General features: G+C 72.1%; 12 protein-coding genes and 2 pseudogenes. 13 read left to right on the top strand and 1 reads right to left on the bottom strand.

The window, feature by feature from the left end; translation table 11 throughout:
- Window positions 1–99 precede the first annotated feature (99 nt).
- The 8 genes and pseudogenes from lepB (AB0761_RS13385) to AB0761_RS13350 all read left to right on the top strand — a co-directional run bounded on the left by lepB (AB0761_RS13385) (window position 100) and on the right by AB0761_RS13350 (window position 8,261).
- A pseudogene (lepB, locus tag AB0761_RS13385) lies at window positions 100–1,102 on the top strand (signal peptidase I).
- Window positions 1,103–1,399: 297 nt separating this feature from the next.
- Window positions 1,400–2,077, top strand: a complete 678-nt coding sequence (lepB, locus tag AB0761_RS13380) for a signal peptidase I (RefSeq protein ID WP_377269203.1) — start codon at window positions 1,400–1,402, stop codon at window positions 2,075–2,077.
- An 85-nt stretch (window positions 2,078–2,162) separates the two neighbouring features.
- Window positions 2,163–2,489, top strand: a complete 327-nt coding sequence (locus AB0761_RS13375; RefSeq protein ID WP_055586940.1) for a DUF2469 domain-containing protein — start codon at window positions 2,163–2,165, stop codon at window positions 2,487–2,489.
- A 144-nt stretch (window positions 2,490–2,633) separates the two neighbouring features.
- A complete protein-coding gene (locus tag AB0761_RS13370; protein ID WP_377269202.1) occupies window positions 2,634–3,110 on the top strand; it encodes a YraN family protein in 477 nt (158 codons plus the stop codon).
- Window positions 3,111–4,727: a YifB family Mg chelatase-like AAA ATPase gene (locus AB0761_RS13365; RefSeq protein WP_377269201.1), complete on the top strand. Its 1,617-nt coding sequence runs from the start codon at window positions 3,111–3,113 to the stop codon at window positions 4,725–4,727.
- A gap of 195 nt (window positions 4,728–4,922) precedes the next feature.
- Complete coding sequence (gene dprA / locus AB0761_RS13360; RefSeq protein WP_377274076.1) at window positions 4,923–6,197, top strand: DNA-processing protein DprA; 1,275 nt, start codon at window positions 4,923–4,925, stop codon at window positions 6,195–6,197.
- 422 nt (window positions 6,198–6,619) lie between these two features.
- Window positions 6,620–7,450 (top strand): RNA polymerase sigma factor WhiG, encoded by an 831-nt coding sequence (gene whiG / locus AB0761_RS13355; protein WP_377274074.1) that lies wholly within the window; start codon window positions 6,620–6,622, stop codon window positions 7,448–7,450.
- Window positions 7,451–7,691: 241 nt separating this feature from the next.
- Complete coding sequence (locus AB0761_RS13350; protein ID WP_377274072.1) at window positions 7,692–8,261, top strand: TetR/AcrR family transcriptional regulator; 570 nt, start codon at window positions 7,692–7,694, stop codon at window positions 8,259–8,261.
- 215 nt (window positions 8,262–8,476) lie between these two features.
- Here AB0761_RS13350 and AB0761_RS13345 read toward each other — a convergent pair.
- A pseudogene (locus AB0761_RS13345) lies at window positions 8,477–8,872 on the bottom strand (M23 family metallopeptidase); the annotation flags it as partial.
- Window positions 8,873–9,480: 608 nt separating this feature from the next.
- On the opposite strand from AB0761_RS13345, the gene rpsB reads away from it, so the two are divergent.
- From rpsB to AB0761_RS13320, 5 genes are all read left to right on the top strand, one after another.
- Window positions 9,481–10,389 carry a 30S ribosomal protein S2 gene (gene rpsB, locus AB0761_RS13340; protein WP_377269200.1) on the top strand — a complete coding sequence of 303 codons (909 nt, stop codon included), beginning with the start codon at window positions 9,481–9,483 and terminating at the stop codon, window positions 10,387–10,389.
- Window positions 10,390–10,530: 141 nt separating this feature from the next.
- On the top strand, window positions 10,531–11,367 hold the full coding sequence (gene tsf, locus AB0761_RS13335; protein WP_377269199.1) for a translation elongation factor Ts: 837 nt from the start codon (window positions 10,531–10,533) through the stop codon (window positions 11,365–11,367).
- A 179-nt stretch (window positions 11,368–11,546) separates the two neighbouring features.
- The gene (gene pyrH, locus AB0761_RS13330) at window positions 11,547–12,305 is read left to right on the top strand and encodes a UMP kinase (RefSeq protein ID WP_377269198.1); all 759 of its coding nucleotides are present in this window, start codon (window positions 11,547–11,549) and stop codon (window positions 12,303–12,305) included.
- A gap of 98 nt (window positions 12,306–12,403) precedes the next feature.
- On the top strand, window positions 12,404–12,961 hold the full coding sequence (gene frr, locus AB0761_RS13325) for a ribosome recycling factor (RefSeq protein ID WP_377269196.1): 558 nt from the start codon (window positions 12,404–12,406) through the stop codon (window positions 12,959–12,961).
- On the top strand, window positions 12,961–14,004 hold the full coding sequence (locus AB0761_RS13320) for a phosphatidate cytidylyltransferase (RefSeq protein ID WP_377269195.1): 1,044 nt from the start codon (window positions 12,961–12,963) through the stop codon (window positions 14,002–14,004). The genes frr and AB0761_RS13320 overlap by 1 nt, the downstream gene beginning before the upstream one ends.
- Window positions 14,005–14,051 lie beyond the last annotated feature (47 nt).

Genomic DNA, 14,051 nt, shown 5'->3' with positions numbered 1-14,051 from the left:
CCGCTGTGAGAGCCGCGCAGCCCCGGAAACCGCGGTGCCGCCGGAAGGCACCGCATCGTCGTGGGCACAGTCGTGCCCGCAGTGCAGGGAGGAGACGTCGTGGGGGATCTGGTGATCGGCACCCGTTCGGGAGCCGGTGAGCCCGAGGACCCCGGCAGCCGTACCGCGGAATCCGTGGGCGACGCGGGAGCCGGCGGGCGGCGGGCAGACCGGACCGGTGGACATACGGCGGCCGGAGCCGCCGCGGAGTCGGACGCCTCCGAGGAGGGCGAGGCGGCGGACAGCCGGAAGCCGGAGACGGCGGCGGAGCGCCCGGCGGAGGGCACGGACGAGCAGAAGCCTCGCTCGTTCTGGAAGGAACTGCCGATCCTGATCGGCATCGCACTGATCCTTGCTCTGCTGATCAAGACCTTCTTTGTGCAGGCGTTCTCCATCCCCTCGGAGTCCATGCAGGACACCCTGCAGAAGGGCGACCGGGTGCTGGTGGACAAGTTCACCCCCTGGTTCGGCGCCAAGCCGGAGCGCGGTGACGTGGTGGTCTTCCACGACCCGGGCGGCTGGCTGAACGAGGCCCCGGAGCAGAGCAGCAACAGCGTGGTCCGCGGCGTGCAGAATGTGCTCAGCTTCATTGGCCTGATGCCGTCTGCGGATGAGAAGGACCTGATCAAGCGGGTCATCGCGGTCGGTGGCGACACCGTGGAGTGCCAGGGCAGCGGACCGGTGAAGGTCAACGGCAAGGCGCTCGACGAGCCGTATGTCTTCCCCGGGGCCACCCTGCGGTGACAAGCCCTTCGGTCCGGTGAAGGTGCCGGACGGCCGGCTGTGGGTGATGGGCGACCACCGCAACGACTCCTGGGACTCCCGCTTCCACATGGACCAGCCCGGCGGTGGCACGGTCCCGGTCAAGAACGTCGTGGGCCGTGCGTTTGTGGTGGCCTGGCCGGTCGACCGCTGGTCGACCCTGCCGGTGCCCTCCACCTTCGACCAGCCGGGCCTGTCGGCCGCAGGCGCCATGGTGCCGCCCGCGGCCGGGTTCGCCGCGGCGGTCCCGCTCACCCTGCTGGTGCGCCGCAGTCGGCGCAGGGCAGGGGCCGCACGCTGACTCCAGGTGACCGGACGGCTTCGTCCGGGGCATTGCGCGGGCCGTGGTACTGCCGAGTAGTCTGCTCGGACGTGCCGCGGCCCGCTCGCTTCTCCGCCTGTCGGTCCCGGTACGGCTGTCGAGGTCGGCGGCCCCGCGGGGCCGCCGACGGAACGCGCCGGCGCCACCGGGCCCGGCCGGAGTGGGACGGTGCCGATGAGCAGGACCGCCGGTGGAACCACGGGCCAGGCCCCGGGCCGGACCAGCCCGCAGCCGGCCCCCTCGGGGGCCGCCCGGCCGAGTCGCACTCTCGGCGGGGTGCTGCAGGGTGTCGCCATCGCGCTGGGCCTGGTGCTGCTGGTCGGCGGCTTCGCCCTGATAGCCGTCGACTACCGGCCGTACAACGTGCCCACCGACTCCATGGAGCCCACGGTGCAGCCGGGGGACACCGTGCTGGCCCGCAAGAGCAACGGCACCGATGTCGGACGCGGTGACGTGGTGGTCTTCAAGGACTCCACCTGGGGGAGCGCACTGCTGGTCAAGCGGGTGGTCGGGGTCGGTGGGGACACCCTGGTCTGCTGCGACGCCCAGCACCGGCTGACCGTCAACGGCGTCGCCGTCGACGAGTCGTATCTGGCCAAGGGCGGCGACAGCGGCAAGTTCTCGGTGAAGGTGCCGCAGGGCCGGATCTTCCTGATGGGCGACAACCGGCTGGGGTCGCTGGACTCCCGGGTGCATCTGGACCAGGCGTCCGGCACCGTCCCCGTCGGTGATGTGCTGGGCCGGGTCGAGGGCACCGCATGGCCCTTCGGCCGGATGGGCGGCATCGCCCGGACGTCCGCCTTCGACCCGGTCGGCGGCGCCGTGGCCGCCGAGCCCGGTCCGCTGGTGCCGGCCTCCTGGGCGGCGGTGGCCGGGGCCGCGCTGGTACTGGTGACCGCGGCAGTCAGTCCGGTCGCCGGATTCCTGCGGCGGCTGCGCCGCGGCGGCCGATAGCCCCCACCGCTGGCCCGGCGCGGCTCTCCCTGATCCTTCGGTGGTCCACAATGGGAGGAAGCGCGACAGCTAAGGGGACGTGGGGATGAGTGCCGAGGACCTCGAGAAGTACGAGACCGAGATGGAGCTCAAGCTCTACCGGGAGTACCGCGATGTCGTCGGCCTGTTCAAATTCGTGATCGAGACCGAGCGGCGCTTCTACCTCACCAACGACTACGAGCTGCAGGTCCACTCGGTGCAGGGCGAGGTGTTCTTCGAGGTGTCGATGGCCGACGCCTGGGTCTGGGACATGTACCGGCCTGCCCGCTTCGTGCGCAAGGTGCGTGTCCTCACCTTCAAGGACGTCAACGTCGAGGAGCTGGCCAAGACGGATCTGGAGCTGCCCTCCGACGAGGCCGGTTTCGGCCGCTGACGCCGGGCGCGTCAAGCTTCCGACCGCGCTCTCACCCTTGCGGGGGAGCGCGGTTTTCCACACCCCCGGGTTGTCCACAGGACTCCCGCCGCCGCTCGCAGCGCGGCGGGACCTTCGGCACGCTCCGTGTCGGAGGTGATCGCCATGAGCAACCCACGAACCGCCCTCGGCCGCTACGGCGAGGAGGTGGCCGCCCGGCGTCTGACCGAGGCCGGCCTGACCGTCCTGGAGCGCAACTGGCGCTGCCGTGAGGGCGAGCTGGACATCGTCGCCCTGGAGGGAGACGTCCTCGCCGTCTGCGAGGTGAAGACCCGTCATGAGACCGGCTTTCAGCAGCCTTGCGAGGCGGTCTCCCGGGCCAAGGCGGAGCGGCTGCGCCGGCTCGCCGAACGCTGGTTGGACGAACGCTGGCCGGTCCACCGGGCCAGACTCCACGGAGCGCCGGCCCGGATCCCGCGCCACCAGCCGGGCGGCTGCCCCGCTCCCGGCCCGGTTCAGGGCGGCCCGGCCGCCCGTGGGCCGGTCCCGCCGCCGACCGGCGGTGTCCGTATCGATCTGATCGCTGTGATCGGCCGTCGCCGGGGCGCTGCCCTGGTCGAGCATCTGCGGGGGGTGGTGTAGGTGGCCTTCGCCCGCACCTGTTCCGTGGCGCTGGTCGGTGTGGACGGCGTGGTGGTCGAGGTCCAGGCCGACCTGGAGCCGGGGGTCGCCGCCTTCGCCCTGGTCGGCCTGCCTGACAAGGCGCTGAGCGAGGCCCGTGACCGCGTCCGGGCCGCCGTGGTCAACAGCGGGGAGAGCTGGCCGCAGCGCAAACTCACGGTGGGGCTCAGCCCCGCCTCGGTGCCCAAGAGCGGCAGCGGCTTCGACCTGGCCGTCGCCTGTGCGGTGCTCGCCGCGGCCGAACGGCTGGACCCCGCAGTCATCGCGGATCTGCTGATCGTGGGTGAGCTCGGTCTGGACGGCCGGGTGCGGCCGGTCCGCGGTGTGCTGCCGGCCGTTCTCGCCGCCGCCGATGCCGGTTACCGGCAGGTGGTCGTCCCCGAGCAGACGGCGTCCGAAGCCTCCCTGGTGCCCGGTGTCTCCGTCCTCGGGGTGCGCAGCCTGCGCCAGCTGGTCGCAGTCCTCACCGATGCGCCGGTGCCCGAGGAGCCCCCGGACCGGTCGGCCCCCGGACGACCGGACCCCATGATGGCCGGGCTCGCCCTCCCCGGAGCGGGCGCCCGCGGACTCTCCGGCGAACGCGCCCATCACCTGGACATGGCCGATGTCGCGGGCCAGTGCGAGGCCCGGCGCGCGCTGGAGATCGCCGCGGCCGGTGGCCACCACCTCTACCTCAAGGGACCGCCGGGAGCCGGCAAGACCATGCTGGCCGAGCGGCTGCCCGGACTGCTTCCGCCGCTGACGGCGGAGGAGGCGTTGGAGGTCACCGCCGTCCACTCCGTCGCCGGACTGCTGCCACCCGGGCGGCCGCTGATCGACACCGCCCCGTACTGCGCACCGCACCACTCCACCACCATGCCGGCGATCATCGGCGGCGGCAGCGGGCTGCCGCGCCCCGGTGCGGTCTCCCTGGCCCACCGAGGGGTGCTCTTCCTGGACGAGGCCCCCGAGTTCCCCGTACGGGTGCTGGACGCACTGCGCCAGCCGCTGGAGTCCGGCGAGGTGATCGTGGCCCGCGCGGCGGGATCTCTGCGGCTGCCCGCCCGGTTCCTGCTGCTCCTGGCCGCCAATCCCTGCCCCTGCGGGCGCTGGTCCAGGCGGGGCGGAGGGTGCGAGTGCACCCCTGCGATGGTCAGCCGCTATCAGGCCCGGCTCTCCGGGCCGCTGCTGGACCGCGTCGACCTGCAGGTCGAGGTGGAGCCGGTGACCCGGGTGCAACTGCTGGAGCGCGACGCCAGCGCCGAGAGCACCGCTGCCGTCGCCGCCCGTGTGTTGGCGGCCCGGGAGCGTGCAGGCGTCCGACTCTCGGGCACTCCGTGGCGGGGTAACGCGGAAGTCCCCGGTCATGAGCTGCGCACCCGCTGGCGGCTGGCTCCGGGGGCGCTGGACGACGCCGAGCACCAGATGCAGCACGGTCTGCTCACCGCCCGTGGACTGGACCGGGTGCTCCGTGTCGCCTGGACCGTCGCCGACCTCGCCGGCCGGGACCGCCCCGACCGTGCCGACGTCCGTACCGCGTTGGTACTGCGCACCGGCGTACTGCGCGGAGTCGCCCTCAGCGGCAGCGGCCGGGTCTGACAGGGCCCGCCGCCTCCGCTCCACCGGTCGCCTCCGCCCCACCCGCCGCCTCCACCCCACCCGTCGGCGTCGGCGACCGGCCGTCCCCGACCCGCAGCCGTACCCGGCTTTCGGCCGCACCCGGAGCACCCGGACCCGCGGCTTCGACCGCGGACCGGCCGGATCCGCACTGAAAGGCAGGACCTCGTGACCCCGGTGCAGCTACCGCTCGACCTCGACACCACCGCCTTCGGGCAGACCGGGCCACCCCCCGAACCGGTGTCCGGGGCCGAGCCCGGCTCGGAGCCCGACAGCAGGACCGCCCCCGGCACCGACACCGAGATCCCATACACGGGCGACGGTGCCGAGCGGCTGGCCCGGGCCGCACTGACCAGGCTTGCCGAGCCGGGCGACCTCGCGGTCGGGCAGTGGATCGATCAGCTCGGCGCGGTGGCACTGTTGCACACCATCCGCGAGGGTGGCCGGCCACCGGGCGCCGGCGCAGCCAGAGTGGCGGGCTTCCGAGCACGCGCCGCCGGGCTCGACCCCGCGGCCGACCTGGAGCGCGTCCGGGCGCTGGGCGGCCGCTTCGTCATCCCCGGTGATCCCGAGTGGCCGACCCAGCTGGACGACCTCGGGCCGACCCGGCCGATCGGCCTCTGGACGGCGGGGGCCGCCTCGCTGCGGCTGCTGGCTCTGCGCTCCGTCGCCCTCGTGGGCGCCCGGGCATGCACGGCCTACGGTGCGCATGTCGCCGGAGAACTGGCGGCGGGGCTGGCCGAGCGCGGCTGGGTGGTGGTGTCCGGTGCCGCCTACGGGATCGACGCGGCCGCTCATCGGGGCGCCATGGCCGTCGGCGGCCCCACCATCGCCGTTCTCGCCTGCGGCGTCGACGTCGCCTACCCCCGCGGCCACACCGAGTTGATCCGCCGTATCTCCCGGCAGGGTCTCCTGGTCAGCGAACTGCCACCGGGTCAGCACCCCAACCGCTTCCGCTTTGTGCTGCGCAACCGGGTGATCGCCGCCCTCACACGAGGGACCGTGGTGGTGGAGGCGGCACTGCGCAGCGGGGCGCTGAGCACCGCCCGGCGGGCCAGGGATCTCAATCGGATCACCTGCGGGGTGCCCGGACCGGTGACATCGGCGCTCTCGGAGGGTGTGCACGCCCTGCTGCGCACCGGCGCCGCGACCCTGGTCACCGATGCGGCCGAGGTGGCCGAGTTGACAGGGGGAATCGGCGGCGATCTGGCTCCGCACAAGCAGGGTGAGGCGCTACCCCGGGATGTGCTGGCGACCGCGGCCCGCCAGGTTCTGGAGGCGGTCCCGGCAGGCATCGACGGTGCCCCCGCAGCGGTGGTGGCCAGGGCAGCTGGGTTGCCGCCGGACGAGGTGCTGCAGCGCCTCTATGAGCTGACGTCCCTGGGCTTTGTCGAGCGCTGCGGTGCGCACTGGCGGGTCGTCGGCCGGCGTAAGGGCGATCCGGGCGAGTGACCCGCTGTCCCCCGATCGATATCGAACGCAACACCGTACAGCGCTCGGGCGGGGGGAATCCTCCCCCGGGTGGCCCAGCGCCGCCAATGGGCCTGACGTACCCCCTCCACCTGCGCATTTGCTGTCGACGCGACGAGGGTGACCAGGATTTTGTAGCTCTCAGCACTGGTCCGATCACGCTACGCTCACCACGACTTCCATACCGACACACGACTCGGCAGAACGGCGCACAAGGACGCATGCCCACACACATTCCCCGGCGGAGAGCGACCAGCGGCGACCCGGCCCTGACGGCTTCGGGTGCCGGGCCGGGTCCCGCGCCCGAGGGCCAGTCCGCGGCAGGGACGCCGAGGGCGTCCCGGGGCGTGGCCCAAGCCGAAGGCGGACACCATGGGCAGACCGTCCGCGCGGCCCGGGCAGCCGTGGACACGGCTGCCCCGCAGTCGGATGCAGCCAGGACGCCCGAGGCGCGGCGCGGCGGTACGCCCTCCGAGCGTCCGGCCCTGGAGCAGCTCTGGCGGTCCTACAAGTCCACCGGCGACGGCCGGCTGCGCGAGCAGCTGATCCTGCACTACTCACCGCTGGTCAAGTACGTGGCCGGCCGGGTCGGGGTGGGGCTGCCGGCCAATGTCGAGCAGGCGGACTTTGTCTCCTCCGGAGTCTTCGGGCTGATCGACGCCATCGAGAAGTTCGATCTGGATCGCGCCATCAAGTTCGAGACCTATGCGATCAGCCGTATCCGCGGCGCCATCATCGACGAGCTGCGGGCCCTGGACTGGATTCCGCGTTCGGTGCGGCAGAAGGCGCGGGCGGTGGAGCGTGCCTACGCGACGCTGGAGACCCGGTTGCGGCGCACCCCTCATGAGCCCGAGGTGGCGGCCGAGCTGGGCATTCCGGTGGAGGAGCTGCACGCGATCTTCAGCCAGTTGTCACTGGCCAATGTGGCGGCCCTCGATGAGTTGCTGCACCCGGCGGGCGAGGGCGGTGACGGCCTGAGCCTGCTGGACACCCTGGTGGACACCGCGGCCGACGACCCGGTGGAGGTGGCGGAGGACCGGGAGCTGCGCCGGCTGCTCGCCCGAGCGGTGAACACCCTCCCCGAGCGGGAGAAGACGGTGGTGACCCTCTACTACTACGAGGGCCTCACCCTCGCCGAGATCGGCCAGGTCCTGGGAGTCACCGAGAGCCGGGTGAGCCAGATCCACACCAAGGCGGTGCTCCAGTTGCGCGCCAAGCTCTCCGACGCCCGGTAGGACTTGTCCGTCCCTTCGCACCGTTGAGGCGCGCGGCGTCTGGTGCGGTGAATCGTTAGGCGGAGGATCGCCCTTGTACTGGGCGTACCCGGTCGGCTCCGGCAACGCAGCAAGGTGCCGTGCCGGCCCCCGATCACCCGCGTCAACAACGCTGCGGGTCACTACACCTGGCACCGGCCAGGGTCTGCGCGATCCGACGGTCTCCTAGAGTGGAGCAGTGCCGAAGATCCGAGCGGCCACCTTGGCCGCGCATCGCGAGATGCAGCGCACCGCACTCCTCGCCGCCGCCCGCGCCCTGCTCTCCTCGGGAGGTGTGGACGCCCTCACCTTCCCTGCCCTCGCCGCGCGGACCGGGCTGGCGCGCTCCTCGGTGTATGAGTACTTCTCCTCCAGGGCCGCCGTGGTCGAGGAACTGTTCGCGGCCGACTTCCCCGTCTGGGAGGCCCGGATCGAGGCTGCCATGGGCGAGGGCGGCACGTCGGAGGGCCGCGTCGAGGCCTATGTCCGCACCCAGCTCGCCCTGGCCGGGGACCCCCGGCACCGCGCCGTCACGGCCGTCTCCGCTGCGGAGCTGGACGATGCCGCCCGTGACCGGATCCGGGCAGCCCATGGCCGACTGGTCGACCTGGTGGTCTCGGCACTGCAGGAGCTGGGGCACCGGCAGCCGCGCCTTGCCGCAGCGATGCTCCAGGGGCTGGTGGAGACGGCAGTCCGCAGGATGGAACTGGGCGCGGCCGAGGATCCGCAGTCGATCGCGGACGCGGCGGTCGCCATGGCCCTGTACGGCGCCACCGGCCGCCGGGACGGATAGCGCTGCCAGGGCGGACAGGGCCGCCAGGGCGGACGGGGTCGCCGGGGCGGGTGTGGCGGTCGGGGTCGGCGAAAGCGGAGACCGACGGCGGTGGCTGCAGGCGGAGCCGCCCCGATGGGGAACAGCCGGACCCGGCCGATACCCAGCAGTGCCAGCGGGTCCAGATAGCGGTGCCCGCGCAGCAGCCCCCAGTGCAGGCAGGGCTCCCCGCAGTGGTCCCTGCCGGCCTCCAGCCGCCCGACGACCTGGCCGGCCGCGACCCGCGTGCCGACCGGCAGGGTGGCGGTGACCGGCAGATAACTGGTGCGCAGTGGAGGCTCGCCGGTGCCGGGGTGGACCACGGCCACCACGCCCCGGCCGCCGACCCGGCCCGCGAAGGCGACCGTGCCGGGGGCGGCGGCTCGTACCTCCGTGCCCTCGGCCGCTGCCAGATCCACCCCGCGGTGCCCGCGGGCCCAGCGCTGAGGCGGCGGGTCGAAGCCGCGCAGCACCGCGGCCCGGCCGGTGGCCGGCCAGGCGCGCGGGGCGGCTGCAGGCTCCCCGCCGGGTGGGTCCGGCTCCGCACTCCCGGCGGCCCGGGACGAGGGTGTGAGGCAGCACAGCAGGGCCATCAGCAGCCCGATGAACAGCACTGGGCAGCGTCGCCCGGACGCAGACCGCCCCAGCGGCCGGCCGGAGCCGGGCAAGGCCCGGGACGGTGAGCGCCGGGACGGGCCGCAGGACGAGCCCCGGAACGGGCCCCGGAGCGAGCCCCGGAGCGGACAGGGGACGGAGACGGCTGGAGTCACGGTCAGTACGCTGCCCGCCCCCGCCGGGGCCCGCCATCACCCACCGGGAACCTGTGGACAGACCTCGGGCTGTGGACAACCGTGTCGCCCGCTGGGGGGAGGGACACGCCCCCGACACCCGCCGTCCGGCCACGGTGAGGCGCTGAGTCGCCTGTCAGCCCGCCGGTCCCGTACACTTCTGTCGCGACCCGGCGCGCCGGGTCGACTTCGCACGCCCCGCCACCGATGCGTCAGCACGCGGTTCGCAACCCGCGTCAGCACGGTGCGAGTGCCGCTCGGTCCGATGAGCCAGGGTGCAGCAGCTGCTGCACCGGGTCCCCACGGCACGGCACGGCCGGGGCGTCAGGCGCGACGGCCACCCGGCCGCCGCGGACAACCGAGCCTGACCCCGCCGTTCCGGCGCGCGGGGGCACAACACGAGGAGCACGGCCATGGCCGTCGTCACGATGCGGGGGCTGCTGGAGAGCGGCGTCCACTTCGGTCACCAGACCCGCCGCTGGAACCCGAAGATGAAGCGCTTCATCCTCACGGAGCGCAACGGCATCTACATCATCGACCTCCAGCAGTCGCTGAACTACATCGACCGCGCCTACGAGTTCGTCAAGGAGACCGTTGCCCACGGCGGCAGCGTCCTCTTCGTCGGCACCAAGAAGCAGGCTCAGGAGGCCATCGCCGAGCAGGCGACCCGCGTGGGCATGCCCTACGTCAACCAGCGCTGGCTGGGCGGCATGCTCACCAACTTCTCGACCGTCTACAAGCGCCTGCAGCGCCTGAAGGAGCTCGAGGAGATCGACTTCACCGATGTCGCGGGCTCCGGTCTGACCAAGAAGGAGCTGCTGGTCCTCCAGCGCGAGCACGAGAAGCTCGAGCGCACCCTCGGCGGTATCCGCGACATGCAGCGCGTGCCCAGCGCCGTCTGGATCGTGGACACCAAGAAGGAGCACATCGCGGTCGGTGAGGCCCGGAAGCTCAACATCCCGGTCGTCGCCATCCTGGACACCAACTGCGACCCCGACGAGGTCGACTACAAGATCCCGGGCAACGACGACGCCATCCGCTCCGTCACCCTGCTGACCCGTGTGATCGCCGACGCCGTGGCTGAGGGCCTCATCGCCCGCTCCGGTGCCGCCACCGGTGACGCCAAGGCCGAGCCGGGCGCCGACCAGCCGCTCGCCGACTGGGAGCGCGAGCTCCTCGAGGGCGAGAAGAAGGCCGACGAGGCCGTTGCCGAGGCTCCGGCTGAGGCTCCCGCCGAGGCCGCCGCTGAGGCTCCGGCCGAGGCCGCCGCTGAGGCTCCGGCCGAGGAGACCCCGGCCGCCGAGGGCGAGCAGCAGGCCTGACGTTCCGCTGCCGAGGGGTACGGCGGCCGCTGCACCGGCAGCGGCCGCCTACCCCTCGCACCTGTGCCGGGCCCGGTGGTGACCCCGCGGGCCTGGTGACTCCCCAGCAGACACGCGAGACGCGAGAAGAGATTCACAACCATGGCGAACTTCACCGCCGCGGACGTCAAGAAGCTCCGTGAGCTCACCGGCGCCGGCATGATGGACTGCAAGAAGGCGCTGGACGAGGCCGAGGGCAACGTCGAGAAGGCCGTCGAGCTCCTGCGCATCAAGGGCCAGAAGGGCGTGGCCAAGCGTGAGGGCCGCGACGCCTCCAACGGTGCCGTCGTCTCCCTCATCGAGGGCGGCAACTCCGGCGTGCTGGTCGAGCTGAACTGCGAGACCGACTTTGTCGCCAAGGGCGGCAAGTTCGTCGAGGTCGCCAACACCATCGCCGCCCACGTCGCCAAGGCCGCTCCGGCCGACGTCGAGGCCGCCCTGGCCAGCGAGATCGAGCCCGGCAAGACCGTCCAGCAGTTCGTGGACGAGGCCAACGCCACCCTCGGCGAGAAGATCGTTTTCCGCCGCTTCGCGCAGTTCAACGGTGACGGCTACGTCGCCGTCTACATGCACCGCACCTCTCCGGACCTGCCGCCGCAGGTCGGTGTCCTGGTCGAGCTCGACAAGGAGAACGCCGAGGTCGCCAAGGACGTCGCGCAGCACATCGCCGCCTTCGCGCCGAAGTTCCTCTCCCGTGAGGACATCCCGGCCGAGGTGCTGGACAGCGAGCGCCGCGTCGCCGAGGCCACCGCCCGCGAGGAGGGCAAGCCCGAGGCTGCCCTGCCGAAGATCATCGAGGGCCGGGTCACCGGTTTCGTCAAGGAGAGCGCCGTTCTGGAGCAGGCGTTCGCCAAGGACAACAAGAAGACCGTCCAGAAGGTGCTGGACGAGGCGGGCGTGACCCTCAAGCGCTTCGCCCGCTTCCGCGTCGGTGCCTGAGTCGTTCCACCCTTCTGCCCCTAGGGTAGAGAGCGGAACACGTCGAGCAGCCCGGCCGCACAGCGGCTGCGGCGGCTCGACACCATGAACGACGAGGAGGCCATTGCCGTGCAGGTGACCATACCGGTTCCCGCGGCGGTGGCCTCCTCATCTGTACGTGCAGGAGGAGGAGTCGGCCCATGCAGATGACTGCGCAGGAGACCGCAGAGGACGGCGTACGCCGCCGTGTGCTGCTGAAGCTGTCCGGCGAGGCGCTCGCCGGCGGAGGCGCTCTGGGTGTCGACCCGGATGTGGTGCACGCCATCGCCCGCGAGATCGCGGCCGTGGTCCGCTCGGGCACCCAGGTCGCCGTGGTGGTCGGGGGTGGCAACTTCTTCCGCGGCGCGGAGCTCCAGGTCCGCGGTATGGACCGGGCCCGCTCCGACTACATGGGCATGCTCGGCACGGTGATGAACTGCCTGGCGCTCCAGGACTTCCTGATCAAGGAGGGCGTGGAGACCCGGGTGCAGACCGCCATCACCATGGGCCAGGTCGCCGAGCCCTATCTCCCGCTGCGGGCCGTGCGCCACCTGGAGAAGGGGCGCGTGGTGATCTTCGGCGCCGGTATGGGCATGCCGTACTTCTCCACCGACACCACCGCCGCCCAGCGGGCGCTGGAGATCCAGGCCGAGGCGCTGCTGATGGGGAAGAACGGGGTGGACGGCGTCTATGACTCCGACCCCAAGGCCAACCCCGACGCGGTGAAGTTCGACGCCCTGGAGTACAGCGAGGTGCTGACCCGGGACCTCAGGGTCGCCGATGCCACCGCGATCACCCTCTGCAGGGACAACGACCTTCCGATCCTGGTCTTCGAGCTCCTCACCGAAGGCAACATCGCCCGCGCGGTGCGGGGTGAGAAGATCGGCACGCTGATCAGCCGCGGAACCGGCAAGGCCTGACCGCCCCGCGCGGCCCGGCCAGTTACGACGTTACGGACCCCTTGCCCCGCCATCCGGGCGCGGGAGGGGGCGAGCAGGGAACCGGACAGGAGCAGACTGTGATCGAAGAGACCCTCCTCGAGGCCGAGGAGAAGATGGAGAAGGCGGTCCAGGTCGCCAAGGACGACTTCGCCGCCATCCGCACCGGGCGTGCGCACCCGGCGATGTTCGCCAAGATCACCGCCGACTACTACGGCGCCCCGACGCCGATCAACCAGCTCGCCTCCTTCTCGGTGCCCGAGCCGCGCATGGCTGTGGTCACCCCCTTCGACAAGAGTGCGCTGCGGGCCATCGAGACCGCCATCCGCGACTCCGACCTCGGCGTCAACCCGACCAATGACGGCTCCCTCATCCGGGTGGTGTTCCCGCAGCTCACCGAGGAGCGCCGCCGGGAGTACATCAAGGTCGCCCGGGGCAAGGGCGAGGACGCCAAGATCTCCATCCGCAGCGTCCGCCGCAAGGCCAAGGAGACGCTGGACAAGCTGGTCAAGGACGGCGAGGCCGGCGAGGACGAGGTGCGCCGCGCCGAGAAGGAGCTCGAGGACATCACCGCCCGCTACGTGGGCCAGGTGGACGAGCTGCTCAAGCACAAGGAAGCCGAGCTGCTCGAGGTCTGATGAACCACGCCACGACTCCTCCCGGTGGGTCCCCGCCCCGCTCCGGGACCTCTTCGCAGGGCCCCGAAGGGCCCGACCAGCCCGGCCGGCCCGCACCCGGGGTCGCGGCGTACACATCGTGGGCCGGCCCGCAGGCGCCGGCCCACCCGGGCCTGCCCACCGACGCTGCCGAGCGCCCGCTCGGGCGGGAGAACACCGTGGCCTCACCGGACGACCAGCAGCCCCGCAAGCCCCGCGCAGGTCGCAACCTGCCGGCCGCGATAGGGGTCGGTGTCGGCCTCGGTGTGGTGATCATCGCCTCGCTCTTCGTGGTGAAGGTGCTCTTCCTGGGCGTGGTGATGGCCGCGGTCGGCGTCGGCGTCTGGGAGCTGACCAGCCGGCTGTCCGAGCGCAAGGACATCCGGGCCCCGCGGATCCCGCTGGTCGTCGGCGGCGTGGTGATGGTTGCCGCGGCGTATGCCTTCGGGACCGAGGGTTCGGCGGCGGCGCTGGCGATCACCGCACTGGTGGTGCTGGTGTGGCGGATGAGCGAGCCCCCGCAGGACTATCTGCGGGATGTCACCGCCGGTATCTTCACCGCCTTCTATGTGCCGTTCCTGGCCACCTTTGTGGCGCTGATGCTGCACGCCGACGACGGTGCCCGGCGGGTGATCCTCTTCCTGCTGGTCACCGTCTGCAGTGACACCGGCGCCTATGCGGTGGGCTTCAAGTTCGGCAAGCACAAGCTCGCCCCGACGATCAGCCCCGGCAAGACCCGTGAGGGCCTGGCCGGCGGTATCGCGCTGTCGATGCTGGCCGGTGCGCTCGGCATGCAGCTGATGATCGAGGACGGGGCCTGGTGGCAGGGCCTGGTGCTGGGCGCCTGCGCCGCTGTCACGGCCACCCTGGGCGACCTCGCCGAGTCCATGATCAAGCGAGATCTCGGCATCAAGGACATGGGCACCCTGCTCCCGGGCCACGGCGGCATCATGGACCGGCTGGACTCCCTGCTCCCCACCGCTCCGGTCGTCTGGCTGCTGCTCACCGCATTCGTCGGTTCCTGACCGCAACACTCGCAGGCGGCCCCGACCGGTTCCGGTGCTCGGGGCCG

The sequence above is a fragment of the Peterkaempfera podocarpi genome, assembly GCF_042466665.1.
GTDB lineage: Bacteria > Actinomycetota > Actinomycetes > Streptomycetales > Streptomycetaceae > Peterkaempfera > Peterkaempfera podocarpi.
The sequence above is the reverse complement of the archived record's forward strand: the minus strand, read 5'-3'. Positions and strand labels throughout refer to the sequence as shown.

Bases quoted from the DNA above. Each gene is read 5' to 3' on its own strand.
- AB0761_RS13375 (WP_055586940.1), top strand. From the start codon at position 2,163: ATGAGTGCCGAGGACCTCGAGAAGTACGAGACCGAGATGGAGCTCAAG.
- AB0761_RS13370 (WP_377269202.1), top strand. From the start codon at position 2,634: ATGAGCAACCCACGAACCGCCCTCGGCCGCTACGGCGAGGAGGTGGCC.
- rpsB (WP_377269200.1), top strand. From the start codon at position 9,481: ATGGCCGTCGTCACGATGCGGGGGCTGCTGGAGAGCGGCGTCCACTTC.
- tsf (WP_377269199.1), top strand. From the start codon at position 10,531: ATGGCGAACTTCACCGCCGCGGACGTCAAGAAGCTCCGTGAGCTCACC.
- pyrH (WP_377269198.1), top strand. From the start codon at position 11,547: ATGCAGATGACTGCGCAGGAGACCGCAGAGGACGGCGTACGCCGCCGT.
- AB0761_RS13320 (WP_377269195.1), top strand. From the start codon at position 12,961: ATGAACCACGCCACGACTCCTCCCGGTGGGTCCCCGCCCCGCTCCGGG.